Annotated in this window: 21 protein-coding genes and 2 pseudogenes; 12 read left to right on the forward strand and 11 right to left on the reverse strand. The window is 73.9% G+C overall.

Features of this window, described 5'->3' with window-relative positions:
• From IR158_RS12840 to IR158_RS12850, 3 genes and pseudogenes are all read right to left on the reverse strand, one after another.
• Positions 1–438 (reverse strand): annotated as a pseudogene (locus IR158_RS12840) (L-arabinose isomerase); the annotation flags it as partial.
• Between the two features lie 61 nt (positions 439–499).
• Positions 500–574, reverse strand: a pseudogene (locus IR158_RS12845) (hypothetical protein); the annotation flags it as partial.
• Positions 575–576: 2 nt separating this feature from the next.
• On the reverse strand, positions 577–1,236 hold the full coding sequence (locus IR158_RS12850) for a carbohydrate-binding protein (protein ID WP_291813661.1): 660 nt from the start codon (positions 1,234–1,236) through the stop codon (positions 577–579).
• On the opposite strand from IR158_RS12850, the gene IR158_RS12855 reads away from it, so the two are divergent.
• Genes IR158_RS12855 through IR158_RS12875 form a run of 5 tightly spaced genes read left to right on the forward strand, consistent with a single transcriptional unit; the run spans position 1,117 to position 3,240 of the window.
• Positions 1,117–1,581, forward strand: a complete 465-nt coding sequence (locus IR158_RS12855) for a hypothetical protein (RefSeq protein WP_291813664.1) — start codon at positions 1,117–1,119, stop codon at positions 1,579–1,581. The two genes, IR158_RS12850 and IR158_RS12855, sit on opposite strands and share 120 nt — an antisense overlap.
• On the forward strand, positions 1,578–2,078 hold the full coding sequence (locus tag IR158_RS12860; RefSeq protein WP_291813627.1) for a hypothetical protein: 501 nt from the start codon (positions 1,578–1,580) through the stop codon (positions 2,076–2,078). The genes IR158_RS12855 and IR158_RS12860 overlap by 4 nt, the downstream gene beginning before the upstream one ends.
• Complete coding sequence (locus IR158_RS12865) at positions 2,075–2,524, forward strand: TetR family transcriptional regulator (protein ID WP_291813662.1); 450 nt, start codon at positions 2,075–2,077, stop codon at positions 2,522–2,524. The genes IR158_RS12860 and IR158_RS12865 overlap by 4 nt, the downstream gene beginning before the upstream one ends.
• Before the next feature lie 57 nt (positions 2,525–2,581).
• Complete coding sequence (locus IR158_RS12870; protein ID WP_291813629.1) at positions 2,582–2,857, forward strand: hypothetical protein; 276 nt, start codon at positions 2,582–2,584, stop codon at positions 2,855–2,857.
• The gene (locus tag IR158_RS12875) at positions 2,854–3,240 is read left to right on the forward strand and encodes a PIN domain-containing protein (RefSeq protein ID WP_291813630.1); all 387 of its coding nucleotides are present in this window, start codon (positions 2,854–2,856) and stop codon (positions 3,238–3,240) included. The genes IR158_RS12870 and IR158_RS12875 overlap by 4 nt, the downstream gene beginning before the upstream one ends.
• A 66-nt stretch (positions 3,241–3,306) precedes the next feature.
• On the opposite strand, the gene IR158_RS12880 is transcribed toward IR158_RS12875, so the two are convergent.
• The 6 genes from IR158_RS12880 to IR158_RS12905 form a co-directional block, all read right to left on the reverse strand.
• Entirely contained in the window at positions 3,307–3,681 is a 375-nt protein-coding gene (locus tag IR158_RS12880; RefSeq protein WP_291813632.1) for a cupin domain-containing protein, read from the reverse strand.
• A gap of 71 nt (positions 3,682–3,752) precedes the next feature.
• Positions 3,753–5,132: an EAL domain-containing protein gene (locus IR158_RS12885; RefSeq protein WP_291813634.1), complete on the reverse strand. Its 1,380-nt coding sequence runs from the start codon at positions 5,130–5,132 to the stop codon at positions 3,753–3,755.
• Between the two features lie 57 nt (positions 5,133–5,189).
• Complete coding sequence (locus tag IR158_RS12890; RefSeq protein ID WP_291813636.1) at positions 5,190–5,657, reverse strand: hypothetical protein; 468 nt, start codon at positions 5,655–5,657, stop codon at positions 5,190–5,192.
• 191 nt (positions 5,658–5,848) lie between these two features.
• Positions 5,849–7,669 carry a family 43 glycosylhydrolase gene (locus tag IR158_RS12895; protein ID WP_291813638.1) on the reverse strand — a complete coding sequence of 607 codons (1,821 nt, stop codon included), beginning with the start codon at positions 7,667–7,669 and terminating at the stop codon, positions 5,849–5,851.
• Complete coding sequence (locus IR158_RS12900) at positions 7,666–9,345, reverse strand: ricin-type beta-trefoil lectin domain protein (RefSeq protein WP_291813640.1); 1,680 nt, start codon at positions 9,343–9,345, stop codon at positions 7,666–7,668. The genes IR158_RS12895 and IR158_RS12900 overlap by 4 nt, the downstream gene beginning before the upstream one ends.
• A 288-nt stretch (positions 9,346–9,633) precedes the next feature.
• On the reverse strand, positions 9,634–10,182 hold the full coding sequence (locus IR158_RS12905) for a TetR/AcrR family transcriptional regulator (RefSeq protein ID WP_291813642.1): 549 nt from the start codon (positions 10,180–10,182) through the stop codon (positions 9,634–9,636).
• 112 nt (positions 10,183–10,294) lie between these two features.
• Here IR158_RS12905 and IR158_RS12910 point away from each other — a divergent pair, with 112 nt between their 5' ends.
• Positions 10,295–12,220 (forward strand): FAD-dependent oxidoreductase, encoded by a 1,926-nt coding sequence (locus IR158_RS12910; protein ID WP_291813644.1) that lies wholly within the window; start codon positions 10,295–10,297, stop codon positions 12,218–12,220.
• Between the two features lie 213 nt (positions 12,221–12,433).
• Here IR158_RS12910 and lgt read toward each other — a convergent pair whose 3' ends face one another.
• Both lgt and IR158_RS12920 read right to left on the reverse strand, forming a co-directional pair.
• The gene (gene lgt, locus IR158_RS12915; RefSeq protein WP_291813645.1) at positions 12,434–13,396 is read right to left on the reverse strand and encodes a prolipoprotein diacylglyceryl transferase; all 963 of its coding nucleotides are present in this window, start codon (positions 13,394–13,396) and stop codon (positions 12,434–12,436) included.
• Between the two features lie 82 nt (positions 13,397–13,478).
• Positions 13,479–14,384, reverse strand: a complete 906-nt coding sequence (locus tag IR158_RS12920; protein ID WP_291813647.1) for a hypothetical protein — start codon at positions 14,382–14,384, stop codon at positions 13,479–13,481.
• 137 nt (positions 14,385–14,521) lie between these two features.
• On the opposite strand from IR158_RS12920, the gene IR158_RS12925 reads away from it, so the two are divergent.
• The 6 genes from IR158_RS12925 to IR158_RS12950 all read left to right on the forward strand — a co-directional run bounded on the left by IR158_RS12925 (position 14,522) and on the right by IR158_RS12950 (position 18,492).
• Positions 14,522–14,680, forward strand: coding sequence for a hypothetical protein (locus IR158_RS12925; RefSeq protein ID WP_291813648.1), 159 nt, complete (start codon positions 14,522–14,524; stop codon positions 14,678–14,680).
• Complete coding sequence (locus tag IR158_RS12930) at positions 14,677–14,820, forward strand: chromosome partitioning protein (RefSeq protein WP_291813649.1); 144 nt, start codon at positions 14,677–14,679, stop codon at positions 14,818–14,820. Before IR158_RS12925 ends, IR158_RS12930 begins: the two co-directional genes overlap by 4 nt.
• Positions 14,821–14,849: 29 nt before the next feature.
• Positions 14,850–16,121: a cytochrome P450 gene (locus IR158_RS12935; protein ID WP_291813650.1), complete on the forward strand. Its 1,272-nt coding sequence runs from the start codon at positions 14,850–14,852 to the stop codon at positions 16,119–16,121.
• A 117-nt stretch (positions 16,122–16,238) separates the two neighbouring features.
• Positions 16,239–17,306 carry an iron-containing redox enzyme family protein gene (locus tag IR158_RS12940; RefSeq protein ID WP_291813652.1) on the forward strand — a complete coding sequence of 356 codons (1,068 nt, stop codon included), beginning with the start codon at positions 16,239–16,241 and terminating at the stop codon, positions 17,304–17,306.
• The gene (locus tag IR158_RS12945) at positions 17,303–18,277 is read left to right on the forward strand and encodes a glycosyltransferase (protein ID WP_291813653.1); all 975 of its coding nucleotides are present in this window, start codon (positions 17,303–17,305) and stop codon (positions 18,275–18,277) included. Before IR158_RS12940 ends, IR158_RS12945 begins: the two co-directional genes overlap by 4 nt.
• A complete protein-coding gene (locus tag IR158_RS12950; protein WP_291813655.1) occupies positions 18,274–18,492 on the forward strand; it encodes a CDGSH iron-sulfur domain-containing protein in 219 nt (72 codons plus the stop codon). Before IR158_RS12945 ends, IR158_RS12950 begins: the two co-directional genes overlap by 4 nt.
• Positions 18,493–18,572: the final 80 nt, after the last annotated feature.

Below are 18,572 nucleotides of genomic sequence, written 5' to 3' on the forward strand. Positions count from 1 at the left end.
TCAGAGGCCCTGCGCGACCCGGTAGTACACCTGGTTCCACCGCACCTGGTCCGCGAAGCCGCGACGGGTCGTGGACTCGTCGATGACCAGCAGCTCGGTGCGCGCCAGCTCGGCGAAGATCTCCCACGCCTCGATGCCCACGGCCGTCGACAGGACGGTGTGGTGCGCTCCTCCGGCGGTCAGCCAGCACTCCGACGACGTCGTGAAGTCCGGGCGGGGCTCCCACACGGCACGCGCGACGGGCAGGTGCTGCAGGTCGGCCGTGGGTGGCACGACGTCGACGACGTTGGCCGTCAGGCGGAAGCGCTCGCGCATGTCCGCCAGCGAGACCACGACGCCCGGGCCCGCGTCGGTGTCGAACACCATGCGGACCGGGTCCTCCTTGCCGCCGATGCCCAGCGGGTGGATCTCCACGCGGGGCCTCGACGTCGTGAGCGTCGCACTTGCCGCTGTTGACGCTGCGCACGGTCGAGTAGCCGCCGCCCGCGTCGACCACCTGCCACCGCTGCCACGGCTGGCCGTTGCTCGTCCACTGGCCGACCACCGCGAGGTCGTCGCGGTTGGGGGCTTGCACGTCTATGACCTTGCCGCTGGCGCGGTTGGTGATCCGGACGTCACCGGAGGGTGGGGGAGTGGGGGCCGGGGTCGGCGTGGGCGTCGGGCCGCCGCCCCCGCCGCGCGTGAGCTGCCGGCTGGTGACGTTGAAGAGGTTCCCGCTGCCCCCGGTGAACCGCGGCACCAGGTCCTGGGTGCCGGTCGCGCCGCTGGCCGGGCAGCTGACGTTCGTCCACGTCTGCCAGCCGCCGACGACGGCATCGTGCACGTGCCGACCACCGCGCCGGACGCGCTGTCGAGGCGCACCTCGACCCGGCCCCCGCTGCCGGCTGACGCGACGCGTGCGGATATGCGCGCGCGGCGCTCTGGCGTCGGCCGGCCCCGCCCTCGCAGGACGTTCAGGTGTGGCGCGGTGGCGACGTGCCCACCTTGCCCCAGGGAGAGCGAATCGCGGAAAACCGCCCGCCACCAGCCGGGATGCGCTAGTTCGCGACCGCCGCGGTGGTGCGTCGCACGCGACCGGGGCCCCCAGGGGTGCAGGGCCGATCTCGAGGAGTCGAGATGTTCCGTTACGAACGCATGCCCTCGGACCTGACCTACCGCTCGAATGCGTGGTACGTCGTCGACCACGACCGAGGTGTGTGGTTGGAAGACCTCGGGACGAACGGTCCGCGTGGGCACCGTGTGTTCGCGCTGTGCTTCCGTGGCTCGAGGATTCCGTTCGAGGTCGACCCCTCTGCCGAGGTCGACGGTGCGCGGGTGCACCAGATCACGACGTTCGGCACCAGCCACGCGGCCGCGTTCACGCATGGCGTCGGCGAGTACGCGTTCAGCGGCAAGGACGAGGCGCTCGCGATGGAGGAGTTGGCGGCGGAAGCCGTGCTCGCGCTTCTGGCCGCGAAGGGCGCCACGTTCGGATGGTCACCGGACGACCGTGTGCAACTCGGCACCGGCGGTCGCCCCGCGCACCAGCTTGTCGACTTCGGATACCCCGACGGCGTCCCGACGGATGGAGAAATCTCGTGACGACGGCAGCGGCGAGTGACGCGCAGATTCTGGACGCGGAGATCGTAGACGCTCGGGCGGTGATTGCTGGCCAGACCGTCGAGGCCGGCGGTGTGTTCCGATGGTTGGAGCAGCGGGTAGCGACGAAGCAGGCGCTCAGTGCGGCGGAGGCCCTCGCGTGGCTGGACCTTGCCGATGACGGGTCGACGATCCTGAAGGAATCGAGCCTGAAGGCCCTGGCCGAGATCACGTCCGTCGCGCCCTGGAAGGGGGGCGAGAATCCGAAGGTCACGATTCTCTACAGCAACGGAACCGCCGGTGGCAGCGCTTCGAGCCTGGGCGAGATCGACGTCGACGCCGTCAGGATCATCGACCACTCCCACGTCGGGAAGCTCCTTGCCAGCACGGCGTTCCAGGACGTTGTGCAGCGGCTCGCCGTGGCGAGCACTGACGGGAGCAAGGCGGCCGTCGAGGCTGAGGTCACCGCCTGCTTGCCGAGGGCGAGCCGACCGGCCTGAACGCCGTCGCGCGGGCCGCGGGTGTCGGGGTGGGTACGGTCTACCGGCACTTCGCCACCGTCGAGGAGCTCGAGGAGACGCTCGCCTGGGACAGGTTCGACGAGCTCGGTGCCCTGCTCGACGCGGACGGTGACGACGTGCTGGCGCACGCGATCGAGGCGCACGTGCGCCTGATGGTCGACGACCCCGTCTTCGAGCGGGTGATGGGCCGGCCCGACCCGCACCTCGAGGAGACCGGCCGCCGGAGGGACGCGCTGCTCACCCGCGTCGACGTCGCACTGGCGCGCGCACGCGAGCGCGGCGACCTGCGGCCGGGCGTGGACGCGGGCGACGTCGTGCTGCTGGTGTGCGGCCTCGCGTACGCCGTGCGCCACGGCGGTCTGCGCCCCGACGACCCGCAGGCGCGGCTCGCGGTGCGCGTCGTGCTGGACGGCCTGCGGGGATGAGGCCGGTGTGGCGCGCCAGGTGTAGACGCGCGTCTACACCCGGGCTACCGTCGTGGCATGGCCACGGTCGGGACGCGAGAGCTGAAGCAGAACCCCCACGCCGTCGTGCGGCGGGTCCTCGAGACAGGTGAGGCCGTCGAGGTCACGACGCACGGACACCCGACCGGGGTCGCGCTGGTGCCGACCACCACCGGCCCCCGGCAATGGGTGCGAGGCGTCGAGCTGGTGAGGCTCGCACCGATCGACGACCCGGCGCGGGAACGGCTTCACCATGACCTCGCGTCCCTCGGCGAGGACGACGAGATCGCGGACCCGTGGGAGCCGCGCGCGTGATCCTGCTCGACACGAACGTCCTGATCGACCTGCACCTGTATGCGCTCGACCCCGACGACGACTACTCCGCGAGCATCCTCTCGCGTGCGGAGCTGGAGTTCGGGGTCCGGGCTGCACGCACCGCGGAGGACACGGCGGCACGCACCCGGCGCCTCAACGAGCTCGACGGTCTGTTCGACTGGCTGCCGTTCGACGTCGAGTGCACGCGTTCGTACGGCGTTGTCGCCTCGACGGCGCGGGCGTCCGGCGCCAAGGTCCGCGGGAAGGACGCGCTCATCGCGTCGCAGGCGCACCGGCACGGCGCCACCGTCCTGACCGCGAACCTCGACGACTTCCGGCCCTTCGCGCACCTGGTCCGCATCGTCGCCCCGACGCGTCGCTGACGCGGTGCCGCCACGAGGTTCACGCTTCACCGTCGGGGTCCCTCGCGCGGTTGCCGTGGCCTCGGGTCAGCGCCCGCCGTCCTCCGCGTCCTCCTGGATCATCACCGGGGAGGCGTGGATGCAGATCATCCGCAGGTCGCCCTCGCCGGTGTTGGTGAAGGCGTGCCAGGTGTCGGGCGGGACGACGGTGGTGTCGCCGACGCCGGCGACGACCTCGTGCTCGCCCATCCGGATCGTCGCCTGCCCCTCGAGGACGGACCAGGTCTCGGTGTACGGGTGCCGGTGCAGGCCCGGCCCTTCGCCGGGGTTGTTGGTGACGAGGAAGAAGCTGACGCCCGAGCCGTGATGCTGCCTCTCGAACCGCAGGGTGCGGCCACCGGGCAGGCGCAACGACTCGGCCGGGATCACCCCGGGGACGACGGGGCTGCTGTCTTCGGTCACGCGGGCCACCTCTCTGCGTGGTGTCCTCGTCACCGTACGACCACCCCCCGACACCGCCGTACCGTCGTCGGCTACGCGCGCAGACCCAGCTTCGCGCGCCAGCCCGTGCGCTCCGGTGCGGTGTCCGTGTCGGACGGGTGGTCGTCGGCGACCACCGCCGCCGGTGCACCGAGCGCGCCCGGCCCGGGCAGCGCCTCGTTCGAACCGCCCGCGGGCGGGATCCGCCGGATCAGCCGCCGCGCCATCGCGTGCACGAGTTCGGGGTCCTGCGTGACGACCGTCTCGACCTGACGGCCCGGGTGGGCGCGGTCGGACCGCGCGAGCACCGCGAACGCGCCCGTCTCGCTGAGCACGACGAGGAACCGCTCGTGGGCGAGGGGGTCGCCGTACCGCACGCGGACGCCGCGCAGGCCCGGCAGGGGGTCGGGCGGCAGGCCGGTGCCGAACAGCACGGTGAGCAGCGGTGTGGTCGCCGGTGCCGGGTAGCCCTCGGCCGACGACTCGTCCGGACGGTCGCTGCGTCCGCCGCCGGCCAGGATCACCGGTGCGGTGCCCGGCGTCAGCGCGGCGCGGTACACGGCCTGCATGAGCCGGACGAGGTGCGCCTCCGAGACCGACCGGCCCGGGGTGCCGGCGACGAGCTCGAACGGGGACCCGAGCGGCGCGTCGGCGTCCGTGCGGGCGAGCATCGGCAGGACGGCCCGGGGTGCGGGCAGGTCCGGCGGGACGGCCGCCGCGGGGCCGAGGAACGCGCCCCTGCCGTACGACGCACCGAGCGCCCGCGCCCACGCGACGTCGTCGTCGCTCTCCAGGCCCTCGACGAGCAGCGCAGCACCCGTCAGCTCCACCTGCTGGAGCACGGCCAGCGTGATCGCCGCGGCGTCGTCCTCGCTGCGCTGCGCGAGCAGCCGCCGGTCGAGGACGATCAGGTCGGCCCCGACGACGGGCAGCAGCGCGAGCGGTGCGCGGCCCGCGCCGACGTCCTCGACGGCGATGCCCCACCCGGCGTCGATCGCGCGGTCGGCGGCGGCGAGCAGCCCGCCGGGGTCCTGCGCGAGCTCGCGCTCGTTGATGCCGACGAAGACCCGCAACCGCGACTCGGCGATCGAGACGGTCTCCAGCAGGTCGGGCGGGCACGGGACGGCGAGCGACTCGGGCTCCGTCCCGACGATCAGCGACATCGACGGTGGCAGGTCGGCCGCGAGGAAGGCGCGGAACGCCGCCGCGCGGCACACCCAGTCGAGCTCGCCGGTGAGCCCCTCGACCGCCGCGGCGGCGAAGAGGTCCGCCGGCAGGTGCAGCGGTGAGTCCTCCGGGCCGCGCGCGGACGCCTTGAGAGCGACGACCGTGCCCGTCGCGAGCTCGACCACCGGGTGGAACAGCACGGTGACGTCGCGCTCGCGCAGGAGGCACGTGAGCGCCGCGGAGTGGTCGTCCGGGGCGGGTGTCACACCCCACCCATCGGCCTCCCGCGGACGTCGATGAGCACTGCGGCTGCGTGGCGGGCGCTACCCGCCGGGGCAGTCGTCGCTGTCGCCTCTGCTGCGGCAGACGGGGCCGCGGGTCGTGCTGTCCGTCACGGGCGCCTCCCGTTCCCACCGGTCGCCGGGCACGGGGAGCAGGAACACCATCAGGACACCCAGCGCGAGCAGCGGAAGTGCCAGGAACACGCGGTAGAGGCGGTCGCCCAGGTGGGCGGCGACGGTGCCGGCCACGAGGAGGGCGAGGCAGGCCACCGCGGTGACCTCCCACCCGACGATCTCACCCCGCGTCGGCGGGCCCGCCGGTACCACCAACGAGAAGCTGGTGGCGAAGAACTGGAGGAACAACGCGCCCGTCAGGAAGGTCCCGAAGGTGAGGCAGACGGCGGCGACGACGCCGGACGACGGCCGCCGCCGGTCCGGCGCGCTGCCGGGCGGTGTGATCGTCGTCGACCCGGGTCGGTCGGTCGGGTCGCGGCTCCGGGTGTCGCCCATGGTGCCTCCTCGCGCGGTGGTGCGATTCTGGCAGAGGCACGACGCCGAGGTAGCCGATCCGGCGCCCCACCGCCCCCCACAGCCCCCGCCGCCCCCGCCGCCCCCGCCGAACCGCGCCTTCGGCGGCTCCCGGAGGTCCGGAAGCCGCCGAAGGGTGGGTTCGTCGTCGAGGTGCCCGAGGGGTGGACCCCTCAGGAGGCTCGGCTCCACTGGAACGTCGTCGCCGACGTGCACGTGCGCTGCTCCAGGGCCGCGCCGTCGGCCGTCGAGCCGCCCACCACGCCCACGCACCGTCCGCTGCCGCGGTTCACCAGCTGGTCGTAGCCGTCGCCCGTGGACCGCCACGAGAACTGCTGGTTGGCGCGACCGTGGCACGTGTACTGGATGATCCGTGCCCCGTCGCCCGTGGACGCCCCGCTGACGTCGAGGCACTTGCCGCTGTTCACCGACCGCAGCGACACGTACCCGCCGCCCGCGTCGACGACCTGCCACCGCTGCCACGGCTGGCCGTTGCTCGTCCACTGGCCCACGACCGCGAGGTCGTCGCGGTGGGGGGCCTGCACGTCCATCACCTTGCCGCTGGCGCGGTTGACGACGCGCACGTCGGCGCCCGACGACGACGTCGGCGTGGGGGTCGGTGTCGTCCCGCCGCCACGCGTGAACTGCCAGCTGGTGACGTTGAACAGCTCCCCGCTGCCGCCCGCGAACCGCAGCACCAGGTCCCGGGTCCCGGTCGCGCCGCTGACGGGGCACGTCGTCGTCGTCCACGTCTGCCACCCACCGGTGCCGGGCACGGTGCACGTGCCGACCACCGGCCCGCTGGCGCTGTCCAGCCGCACCTCGATGCGTCCACCGCTCGTCGCCGACGCGACACGGGCGCTGAACGTCGCAGCCCCGCCGCCGAACGCGACGCCCTTGACCCGCACCCAGTCGCCGTTGCTGACGAACGCGAGGTTGAGCCCGCCCTCGGTGGCCCGCTCCGTCTCCACGCCGCTCGCCCAGGCCGTCGTCTCCGCCTGCTGGGTGACATACGGGTCGAGCGGCTCGATCTGCGGTGGGCCGGCGGTCGTCATCGACAGCTGCGGGATGGACCCGTCGCCGCCGTACGTGAACGGCTCGACGGCCACCGACCGCGTGAACCCGCCCCCGCCCGGCAGCGCACCGTTGTGGTAGAAGAAGTACGACCTGCCGCGGTAGTCGACGACGCCGGGATGGTTGGTGAAGCTGCCGCCCTGCGTGGGCATGACGACGCCGCGGTACGTCCACGGACCGGTCGGCCCGGGTGCCGTCGAGTAGCCGATGAACTCGCTGCAGCACGCCGCCGCGAAGACGTTGTAGTACGTGCCGTTGCGCTGGTAGACCCACGGGCCCTCCTCGTAGAGGGTGGGCCGGTTCGCGACGTTGCCCGGGCGGGTGCCGAACCCCGCGGTGGTGAGCGGGATCCGGGCGGGGCTGCCGGCCAGCGACACCATGTCGCGGTTGAGCCGTGCCACCCACAGGTTCGGGTTGCCGTAGTAGAGGTACGCCTGCCCGTCGTCGTCGACCATCACGCTCGGGTCGATCTCGGCGTTGTCGACCAGCGGTCGGCCGATCGCGTCGCGGAACGGCCCGGTGGGGCTGTCGGACACCCCGACGCCGATGGCGTTGCCGCCGCCGCGCTTGACGACCGGCACGTAGAAGTAGAACCGCCCGTCGCGTTCGACCACCTGGCCGGCCCAGGCGTCGGACTGCGCCCACGAGAACGTCGCCAGGCTCATGGGGGAGCCGTGGTCGGTCCAGTTCGCCATGTCGGTCGTCGAGTAGACCCGCCAGTCCTTCATCGTGAACCAGGTCGAGCCGTCCTCGTCGTGGGTCGTGTAGACGTAGAGCCGCCCGTCGTGCACGAGCGGGGCCGGGTCGGCCGTGTAGATCGTCTGGACGATCGGGTTGTCGGCCTGCGCCGGGACGGCGAGGGCGACGGGCGCGAGCAGGGCCGCCGCCGCCAGCGCGGCGACCCGCCACCGCCGGCTCATCGCCGGCTCCAGACCTGGTTGGCGGAGCCGGCGCAGTGCCAGAGCAGCACGCCGGTGCCGTTGGCGGTGAGGTTGCGGTCGACGTCCAGGCACAAGCCCGACGCGACCCCCCGGATCGTGCCGTTGGGCTCCAGCGTCCACTGCTGGTTGGTGCCGCCGTGGCAGTCGTAGAGCTGCACGGCCGTGCCGGCGGCGGCCCCGGTCGGGGCGTCCAGGCAGCGACCCAGCACGCGCAGCTGGGCGCCGCTGACCTCCCAGCGCTGGTTGGACCCGCCGTTGCAGTCCCAGATCACCGGCTTGGTGCCGTTGGCCGTCGCACCGTTCGGTGCGTCGAGGCAGCGGCCGGACGCGGCGCTGACCAGCATCGACGTCGAGCTGGTCGGCGGCGGGTCGGTCGGCGGCGGGGTCGTCGTGCCGGGCGTGACGCGGTAGAGCGCGACGCCGTGCGCGGGGACCGTCGCGGTGATCCGGTCGGACGTCTGGCCCGACGCGCCGGTCCACAGCTCGCGGTACGACGCGGTGCCCGTCAGGCCTGCCTCGGCGAGCGTCGCGGAGATGCTGCGCGCGCTGTTGCCGCGGTTGAGCAGCGCCACGGCCGCGGACCCGTCGGCGAGCGGCTTGACCCAGACCTCGGCGTCGCCGTCGTCGCGCACGCGGTCGGCCTGGCGCACGAGCGGGTCCTGGTCGATCGCGAGCACGTCGCGGTTGGTCAGGACGTTGCGGACGTCGGCGCTCATGTTCCGGATGTCGTTGCCCGCGATGAGCGGCGCCGAGAGCATCGCCCACATGCTCATGTGCGCGCGGTTCTCGGTGAGGGACAGCGTGTTGCGGACGCCGACCATGAGCATGTCCGGGTCGTTGTACTGCCCCGGGCGCGTCCACTCGCGCATCGGCTCGATGATGTCGAGGGCCTCGGTGATGCCGACGAAGCACCACTGGTCCGACGGCGGGCAGCCGGTCGACCACGCGTCCTTGAGGTCCTCGGACGTGCGCCACATGTCGGCGAACCCGCCCCAGCCGGAGTACGTCGGGGCGGTGTTGTCGTGCGCGCTGTTGGGGTTGATCGAGTAGACGATCGGGCGGCCGGTCGCCTTGAGCGCGTCGCCGAACCGCTTGAACAGCGTCACCTGCTCCTGCACGTTGCCGCGCGGGTCGCACCAGTCGTGCTTGACGTAGTCGACGCCCCACGACGCGAAGAGCTGCGCGTCACGCGTCTCGTTGCCGTTGGACGACGTGCCGGGGCGGTTGTTGAAGTACTGGTCGCACGTCTTCTCGCGCGGGGCGTGGTAGAGACCGAACTTCAGGCCCTTGCCGTGGATGTAGTCGCCGAGGGCCTTCATGCCGGACGGGAAGCGCGAGGTGTTGGGGCGCAGGTTGCCGTCGGGGCCGCGGGTGTCCTGCATCCAGCAGTCGTCGACGACGACGTACTGGTAACCCGCGGCGGCCATGCCGGAGCTGACCATCGCGTCCGCCGCCTGGCGGATCATCTGCTCGTTGATGTTGCAGTAGAAGGTGTTCCAGCTGTTCCAGCCGAGCGGTGGCAGGGGCGCGGGCTCGTCCACGGTGGGGGCGGGTGCCGCGGCGGCGGGTGCGGCGAGGCACACGACGGGCGACACCAGCAGGACGAGGGCGAGCGCGAGCGTGTGGAGCCTGGAGCGTGGACGGCTGCGGGACACGGAGGTCTCCTCGCGGACGTGGCCCGCGTGCGGGCCGGACCGACCCGGCGGACGTCGGTGTCCGCCGGGGGGCGTCACGGCGGGGCGCCCGACCCCGCGCAGGGGAGTCGGCCGAGGATCCGGTGCGGAGGGCTGGAGGCCCCGCCGTGAACGTTCACAACGTGCTCGTCGAGAGTACGCACGCGGGCCTGCCGGTCCACCGGTGAAACGCTTCGACGGCCGGGCCGAGCCGTCGCTCCGTCGCATCTGCCGCCTCGCCGTCCGGATGAACAGGTGTGGCAGCCGGCCTCAGGGTCGCAGCCCCGCCAGCGCGATCGTCAGCCCGCGGTCGAGGGCGGCCTCCCGCACGTCGTCGTCGTGCGACGTGAGCAGGCCCTCCACCATGGTGAGGACGAGGTGCACGTCGGCGACCGTGACGTCGGGTGCGACCTCGCCGAGCGCGACGGCGTCGGCGAGCGGGCCGGTGACGATGCTGCTGATGCGCTCGCCGAGCCCCTGCAGGGTGCCCGCGGCGTCGGGTGCCGAGCGCATGAGGGGGAACAGGCCGGCGAGCCGGCGCTGGCCCTCGGCGATGCGCCGCACGACGACCTCGAACGTGCCCGGCTGCCCGGCGCGCTCCCGCGCGAGCCGCTCGGCGTCGTCGAGGTGCTGCCCGTACAGACCGGCGGCCAGCGCGTAGCGGTCGGGGAAGTGGCGGTACACGGTGGCCCGCCCGACGCCGGCCTCGCGGGCGACCACGGACAGCGGGGCGTCGAGCCCCTGGGAGGCGAAGACGCGTTCGGCAGCGGCCACGACGGCGGCGCGGTTGCGCGCGGCGTCACGGCGCGCGGTGGTCACCCCGGGGAGTCTAGGACGTTCGCCCCGCGGGGTCGGTGCAGCGCGACGGGAGACTCGCAGGCAGAAACGGACGCAGGTGTCCGTTTCGCTGACCTTCCTCGATCGGAGCGCCGTGACCCGCCACCCCCGCATGATGGAGCCCGCCCGCTGGGGCTCCCTCCAGCTGCCCAACCGGACCTTCATGCCCCCGATGGGCACCCACACCGCGAACGCCGACGGCACCATCTCGCCCGCCGGCGTCGCGTACCTCGTCGCACGGGCACGCGGCGGGGTCGGCCTGCTCATCACCGAGTCGATCCAGACCCAGGACGTCTACGACCTGCCGACCGGCTCCACCATCAGCCTCACCCACGACCGGCACGTCGCACCGCTGCGCGACGCCGTCGCCGAGGTCCACCGCGCCGGCGGCCTCGTCAGCGCCAACCTCACCCCGGGGCTCGGACGGATCATGCCCGCCGGCCCCGACGGCGGCGCGCCGTACTCGGCGTCCGACTGCCCCACCCTCATGGACCCGGGCGTCCGCTGCCGCGCGCTGAGCACCGAGCAGGTCGAGGACGTCCTCGACCGGTTCCGTGCCGCCACCCGCCGCGCGCTGGAGTGCGGGTTCGACGCCATCGACCTGCACGGCCACACGGGCTACCTGACGGACCAGTTCCTGGCCGCCGCGTGGAACACCCGCACCGACCGGTTCGGCGGCGACGTGCGCGGGCGGGCGACGTTCGCCACCGAGATGATCCGCATCGTGCGCGAGGAGGGCGGCGCCGACTTCCCGCTGTCCATGCGCATCAGCGTCCGGCAGGGGTTCCCCGGCGGGCGCACCCCCGAGGAGGCGCGCGAGCTCGCCGTCATCCTGCAGGACGCGGGCCTCGACGTGCTGCTCGTCGACGCGGGCTCGTACGAGGCCATCGACTACTCCTTCCCGTCGTACTACATGGGCGACGGCGTGTACCTGCCCGACGCCGAGGTCGTGAAGCCGGTGCTGCGCATCCCCGTCGCGGTCAACGGCAACCTCACGCCCGACCTCGCCGAGCAGGCGCTCGTCGACGGCACCGCGGACTTCGTCGGGTTCGGCCGCATGGTCATCGCCGACCCGGACCTCGTCCGCAAGGTCGCCGAGGGCCGGCCCGAGCAGGTGCGCCCCTGCATCCGCTGCAACGAGATGTGCATCGGCAACGTCGTGGCCGGCAAGGCGCTCGGCTGCTCCGTCAACCCGCAGGCCGCGCACGAGGCGACCCGCGTGCTGCTGCCGACGCCGGTGGTCCGCAAGGTGACCGTCGTCGGGGGAGGGCCCGCCGGGCTGGAGGCCGCGCGCGTCGCGGCCGAGCGCGGGCACACGGTCGACCTCTACGAGCGCGGGACGCGGCTCGGCGGCGTCCTGGAGCCCGCCGCCACCCCGGAGTTCAAGCGTGAGCTGCACCGGATGGTCGACTGGTGGGAGGTCGAGATGGCGCGCCTGGGGGTGCGGATCCACCTCGACCACGAGGTCGCCGCGGACGCTCCCGAGGTCGCCGGCGCCGACGCCGTCGTCGTCGCGACCGGGTCGACGCCGTGGGCGCCGCCCGTGCCCGGTGCGGACGGGCTGACCGCGGTCCAGGTGCTCGACTTCCACCGCGGTGCGCACGTCGGCCCGCGGGTCGTGGTGTGCGGCGGCGGCCTGTCCGGTGCCGACGCGGCCCTCGAGCTGGCGCTCGCCGGGCACGACGTGACGATCGTCGAGGCCGACCCGCAGATCGCCGCCGACATGGTGGTGCACAACCGCGTCGCGCTGCTGCGACGGCTGGCGGAGGTCGGTGCGCGCGTGCTCACCGGGCACCGTGTCACGCAGATCCGTGACGACGTGGTCGTGTGCGAGGGGCCGGACGGGCCGGTCGAGCTGGCCGCCGACACGGCTCTGCTCGCGTTCGGCGTCCGCCCGGACCGTGCGCTGCCCGACGCGCTCGCGGACGGCCCGGCCACGTACGTCGTGGGTGACTGCGTGCAGCCCTCGAAGGTCGGCGACGCGGTCCACGCCGGCTACGCCGCAGGCGCCGCGATCTGACGCCACCCGCCGCGGACCGCAGAGACCGCAGAGTGTGAAGCGTTGCTGCCGGAATCCGGCAGCAACGCTTCACGGTCTCGTGGCGGCCGACGTCGGGGTGGTCCACCGGTGGTGTCACCCCCCGACCTGCTGGCGCTGCACGCCGTGCGCCTCACGAGGACCTCGTCGCGACGCTGCGCATGGACCGGCACGCGGAGGCGTGAGCCCGCACGGTCAGGGGCGGCCGTCCGCCCTCGTCGACCCGTCGACCGCGGCCTCGTCGACCGTCGACTCGTCCGTCTCCGTCTCCGTCGTCGTCTCCGTCGCCGTCGTCTCTGCCGAGGCGTCCGCCGTCGTCCACCCGTCCACCATCACCGACGTCTCCGGCTCGGGGTGCCGTCGCCGCTGGACGACGATGAGCGTCACGCCCGTCGCGACCGCCGCCAGCGCGCCCCACACGTTCGCGGGCAGCCCCAGGGGCGTGACGCTCGACGGGTCGATGCGCAGCAGCTCCAGCCACACGCGCGCAGCCCCGTACCAGATCAGGTAGACGCCGAAGGCGGTGCCCCAGCGCAGCGCGACGCGCCGCTCCAGCAGCAGGATCACCGCGATGCCCAGCAGGTTCCACAGCATCTCGTAGAGGAACAGCGGGTGAAAGAGGGTGTCCGGGGGCAGGCCGGGAGGGAACGCGCCGTTGCTCGCGGGGATCTCCAGACCCCACGGCAGCGTCGTGGGGCTGCCGAACAGCTCGTGGTTGAACCAGTTGCCGAGGCGTCCGATCGCCTGCGCCAGGAGCATGGCGGGCGCGAGCGCGTCGGCGAACGACAGCAGCCGGACGCCGACCCGTCGGCACCCGATCGCCGCACCGATCGTCCCGCCGATCAGGGACCCGAGGATCGCGATGCCGCCGTTCCAGACGTACAGGATCTCGAGGAGGTCCTTGCCGGGCCCGACGTAGTCGCCCCAGTGCGTGAGCACGTGGTAGATCCGCGCGCCGACGATCCCGCACGGGATAGCCCAGATCGCGATGTCGACGACCGCACCCTCCGGCCCACCGCGTGCGGTCAGGCGCCGGGACGTCAGCCACACCGCTGCCGCCATGCCGGTGAGCAGGCACAGCGCGTAGGTGTGGAGCGTCAGGGGGCCGAGGGAGATGCCGGACCACGCGAGGTCGGGGCTGGGGATGCCGAGGTGCACGCCCCCAGCATCCCCTGCGGAGCGCGGCGGACGGAATCCGTCCCGGGGACGACTCGACTGCTCCGCTGGTCCCTGGGGCTCGTCACGGCCACGGGGTCCGGAACAGAGGGAGCAGGCGATCGAGGCGTGCGCGCACCTGACCGACGACCGCCGCGTTGATGAGCGGGACCGCGCAGTGGTTCCACACTGCGGCGTGCGAGTACGGATCGGGGCAGAACAGGAGCGCGAGGACTCGCAACTTCACCACGAGATCGTCGAACGTCACGTGCACACCCTCGATCGCGGCTTGCAGGAGCACCATGGCCAGGGCCTCGGTGGTCTGCCGGAGGACCTCCTCGGTCAGGTCCGTCGCGGTGTCCCTCTCCAGGCGCGTAGTGCGGTGGAACGTCCGCGACCGCTCTCTGACCACCGGCGCGTTGCCGAACGAGACGTTGCGGGAGTCGCGCACTTGCTCCCACGTCATGGTGGCCACCGACCTGACGGTGAGCTCAGCGACCTCTGCAGGAAGCTGGTCGACCGCGTCCACGATCTCGGTGAGCGTGTGAGCGAGGGCCGCGAGAACGTCGCACCAGAAGTGGTCCGCGAGTCGAAGGTGTCGATCGGAGCCGGTCGTCAGCACGGTCGTGCAGGCTCGATCGACCTGGTCAGCCATCCAGTCGAGCTGCTCCCGTTCTGACCGGACGGCGACGAGCCTGGAGACGATGTCGACGGTTCGAGCCGTTTCGAAGAACCAGGTGGCGTCTGCGCGTCGCGGCCGCGTCCTGCTGGCGGGCAGCGTCGCCTCCTGGCGCCTGATGTTCCTCAGCGCCCAGTCCTGCGCGGCGCGCGCCCGCGCGGCGTCGGCGAGTTGGTGCGGTGTCGGGCGGTCAGCGGCGAGAGCGGCGGCCCAGGCGATGCGCGCCTTGGCGCCATGGTGACCACCTCCGCACCGGCAGACGCAGGTGATCCCTGTGGCATGCCGGCAGCTGCTGCTCGAACAGGCGCTCATCGGACCCCCCGGCCGGTGCGTGTGGTGCGCCTTCAACGTACCGAAGCCTGGGGGACGGGCGGTACGGGGTCCCCTGAGGACCGGAGGGCAGCAGCGTGCGGATGCGCGCCCCGCGTCCCGGTGCCACCGTGGACGCCATGAGCGAAGACACCACGGGCTACGACCCGGACCAGGACCCTGACGCCGACCCCGCCAACCTCAACCCCCGCACGGGTGCGGCCGCCGCGGGCGACACGGACACCGACACGGACACCGACGCGGAGCCCGCGAACCTGAACCCGCGGGAGGACACGTGAGCGAGAACCTGCCGGACACGTTCGACGAGAAGCAGCCCGACCTGCCGTCGCTCGGTGTCGACCCCGACCCGCTCCCCGACGACCACGAGGGCAACGCCCCGGTCCGGTCCGACGGTCCGGCCGACGAGGGCACGCACTGACCGCTCACCGCGTCAGCCCCCGCGACGCCGTGCCGCTGGGCGCTGCCGACACGGCCCGGGCGGTCGGTGCGCTGGCGCCCCTCGTGGCCCAGGGGGCGATCCTGCGGCGCCCGCGCCTGACGCCGCTGGCCGACCGCGTCCAGGCCGACGCGCACGGCGTCGGGACGTGGCGCCGGCTGGCCCGCCGGTACGACGACCGCCCGGTGCTCGTCCGCCTGGGCGTGCGTGACCTGCTCGTGCCGCTGCACGTCGACGACGCGCGCGCCGTGCTGGCCGGCTCCCCGGAGCCCTTCTCGCCCGCGTCGGCGGAGAAGCGCGGCGCGCTGCACCACTTCCAGCCCGACGGCGTCCTGATCAGCCCGGTGCCCGCCCGCCCGCCGCGCCGCGCGTGGAACGAGGCGGCGCTCGACACCGGGCACCCCGTGCACAGCGCGGCACCGCACTTCGGCGAGACGCTGACCGCCGACGCCGCGTGGATCGCCGACCGCGCCCTGCGCCACGGCGACCTCGGGTTCGACGACGTCGACGACCTGCTGTGGGGGACCGTCCGTGAGGTCGCGCTCGGGCCCGGCGCGCGGCACGACGCGCGCCTCACCGACGAGCTGCAGGCGCTGCGGATGCGGGCCAACTGGTCGGGCCTCGTGCCCGTCGCGGCCCGTCGCCGCGCCGCGTTCCTGCGGCGTCTGCACGAGCACGTCCTCGACGCGGCACCCGGGTCGCTCGCGGGGCACGGCCGCGACGCCGCGGGCGACTCGTCGATGGTGACGTCGCAGGTCGCGCACTGGCTGTTCGCATTCGACGCCGCGCGCATCACGCTGTGGCGGGCGCTCGCGGTCCTCGCCGCCCGCCCCGCGCTGCAGGACGAGGTCCGCGCCGAGGAGGGCACGGACGGCATGCTGCCGCTCACGCGCGCCGTGGTGGAGGAGACCGTGCGGGCCTGGCCGACGACGCTCGTCATCCTGCGCGAGACCACGCGGTCCACGCTGTGGGGTGGCACGACGCTGCGGACCGGCACCGGCGTGGTGCTCGTCAGCTCCTACTGGCACCGCGAGCCGGTGCCCGGCGACGACGGTGACGCGTTCCGGCCGGGTCGTGACCCCGGCGGTCGGCTGGTGGTGCCGTTCAGCGCAGGGCCGGTCGTCTGCCCGGGCCGCGACGTCGTCCTGCACACCACGTCCCACCTGCTGGCCTCGCTGGTGCGCGCGGCGCGCTGGTCGCCCGCGACGCACCCGCACCTGGCGCACGACCCGCTGCCGTCGAGCCTGGCGCACACGGCCGTGCGGGTCTCCGCGGGGCGCTGACCGCAGCGGCGTGGAGGCGGCCGGGGCGGTGGTCGCTGCTGCGGTGGCGGGCCCCGCATCGGCACGTCACGATGAGCGGGCGCCAGGCAGCGGCGCCTGACCTGCGCAGGAGGAACCATGACCACCCAGCTGCCGTCACCGGCACCCGTCGCGACCCGTCCGCAGGCGCCGATGCCGCTGCCGGCACCCCGGGGCCCGTTGAGCGACGCGTTGCTGCGCGTGCTGACGCACGCGGCGGACCCGGCCGTCCTGCACCCCGCGGTGGCCGGCGCGCTCGCGTCCCCGGGGGCGTCGTGGTGCGAGCACGACGACGTGCAGGTCGCGCTGACCTGCATGTACGAGCTGCACTACCGCGGCCTGGACGGCGTCGACGACGACTGGGAGTGGCAGCCCGACGTGCTCGCGGCCCGCGCGGCGCTCGAGCGGGCGGTCGAGGAGGAGCTGCGGACGCGCGTGACGGTCCCGGTCCCCGTGGACACGTCGGCGGCGGCGGTGGCCGCGACGCTGTTCGAGCTCACGTCGTCCGACGACGGCCCCAGCATGTCCCGCTGGATCGCCCGTCGCGCGCAGCGTGAGCACCTCGAGGAGCTCCTCGTGCACCGCTCGGTGTACCAGCTCAAGGAGGCGGACCCGCACACGTGGGCGGTGCCGCGGCTGGGCGGGGCGCCCAAGGTCGCGCTGATGGAGATCCAGTCCGACGAGTACGGCGCGGGTGACCCGGAGCGGCAGCACGCGGCCCTGTTCGCCCGCGCGATGCGGGGCCTGGGCCTGGACGACACGTACGGGCGCTACGTGGACCAGGTCCCGGCGATCACGCTCGCGCACCCCAACGTCATGTCGATGCTCGGCCTGCACCGTCGCCTGCGCGGCGCGATCGTCGGGCACCTCGCGGCGTTCGAGATGACGTCGTCAATCCCCAACCGGCTGTACGGCAACGGCATGCGGCGCGTCGGACTGGGGCAGGACGTCACGGAGTACTTCGACGAGCACGTCGAGGCTGACGCGGTGCACGAGCAGATCGCGGGACGGGACCTGGCGGGGCGGCTCGTCGAGCAGGAGCCGACGCTCGGCGGTGACGTGGTGTGGGGCGCGGCGGTGTGCCTGGCCCTCGACGGCTGGTGGGCGCGGCACGTGCTGGACCGGTGGGCGGCCGGTGAGTCGTCGCTGCGCGTGGGGCTGCCATGAGCGTGCGACACCCCGACGCGGTCTACGTCCTGCCCGTACGGGGCGACGCGCCGCTGGGTGCCGAGGCGCTGACGTACCTGCGAGGGCTGGTGCGCGAGCTCGCGGTCGTCGTCGTGGACGGGTCGCACGACGCGGTGCGCTCCGCGAACGCCCGTGCCCTGCCCGACGCCGTCCGGCACGTCGACGCGCCCGCACCGCGGCCCGGCTGCAACGGCAAGGTGCTCGGGGTGCGCCGCGGGCTCGAGGCGTCCGGGGAGGCCCGGGTCGTCGTCGCCGACGACGACGTCCGGTGGGACCCCGCGACGCTCGACGCCGCGTTGCGCCTGCTCGACGACGTCGACCTGGTCCGGCCGCAGAACGTCTTCGACCCCGCGCCGTGGCACGCCCGCTGGGACACCGGCCGCTCGCTCCTGAACCGCGCGGTCGGGGGTGACTGGCCCGGCACGCTCGTCGTGCGGCGCGCCGCGCTGCCGCCGCACGGGTACGCGGCGGACGTGCTCTTCGAGAACCTCGAGCTGGTGCGGACCGTGCGGGCGCGCGGCGGCCGCGAGCGCGTCGCGCGGGACCTGCTGGTGCGCCGCGTCCCGCCGACCGTCCGGCACTTCTGGCGACAGCGCGTCAGGCAGGCCTACGACAGCCACGCCCAGCCGGGGCGGCTGCTGGTGGAGCTGGCTGTGGCGCCGCTGCTCGTCGCAGCGGCGGTGCGGCGTCGCGGCCGGCGGGCGACGCTGGCCGTCGCTGCAGCGAGTGTCGTGCTGGCCGAGGTGGGGCGACGACGCGGCGACGGCGCCCGGGCCTACCCCGCGTCCGCCGCGCTGTGGGCGCCCGTGTGGCTGGGGGAGCGCGCGGTGTGCGCGTGGCTCGCGCTCGGGTACCGCGCCGCGGGCGGCGTGCCCTACGCCGGGACGCGGCTGCGAGCGGCGGCGACCCCGCCCCGACGCCTGCGTCGCACGGTCGGGCTCGCGGCGTGACCGGCCGCGACGACCGCGTGCGCGGCCCGGTGCGGATCACGGCGTGCCCCGACGGCCCGCTGCTGGTCCGCGGGCCGATCGAGGTCGTCGACGCCGACGGCAACGCCGTCACCCCGCGTCGGCGCACCGTCGCCCTGTGCCGCTGCGGCGGGACCGGCACACCCCCGTGGTGCGACGGCACGCACAAGGTCAACGGCTTCCGGACGGGGGAGTAACCACCCCAGGGTGGCGTCACCCCCGCCACCCCAGGGTGGCGTCACCCCCGCCACCCCAGGGTGGCGTCACCCCCGCCACC

The sequence above is a fragment of the Cellulomonas sp. genome, from assembly GCF_015234515.1.
GTDB lineage: Bacteria > Actinomycetota > Actinomycetes > Actinomycetales > Cellulomonadaceae > Cellulomonas.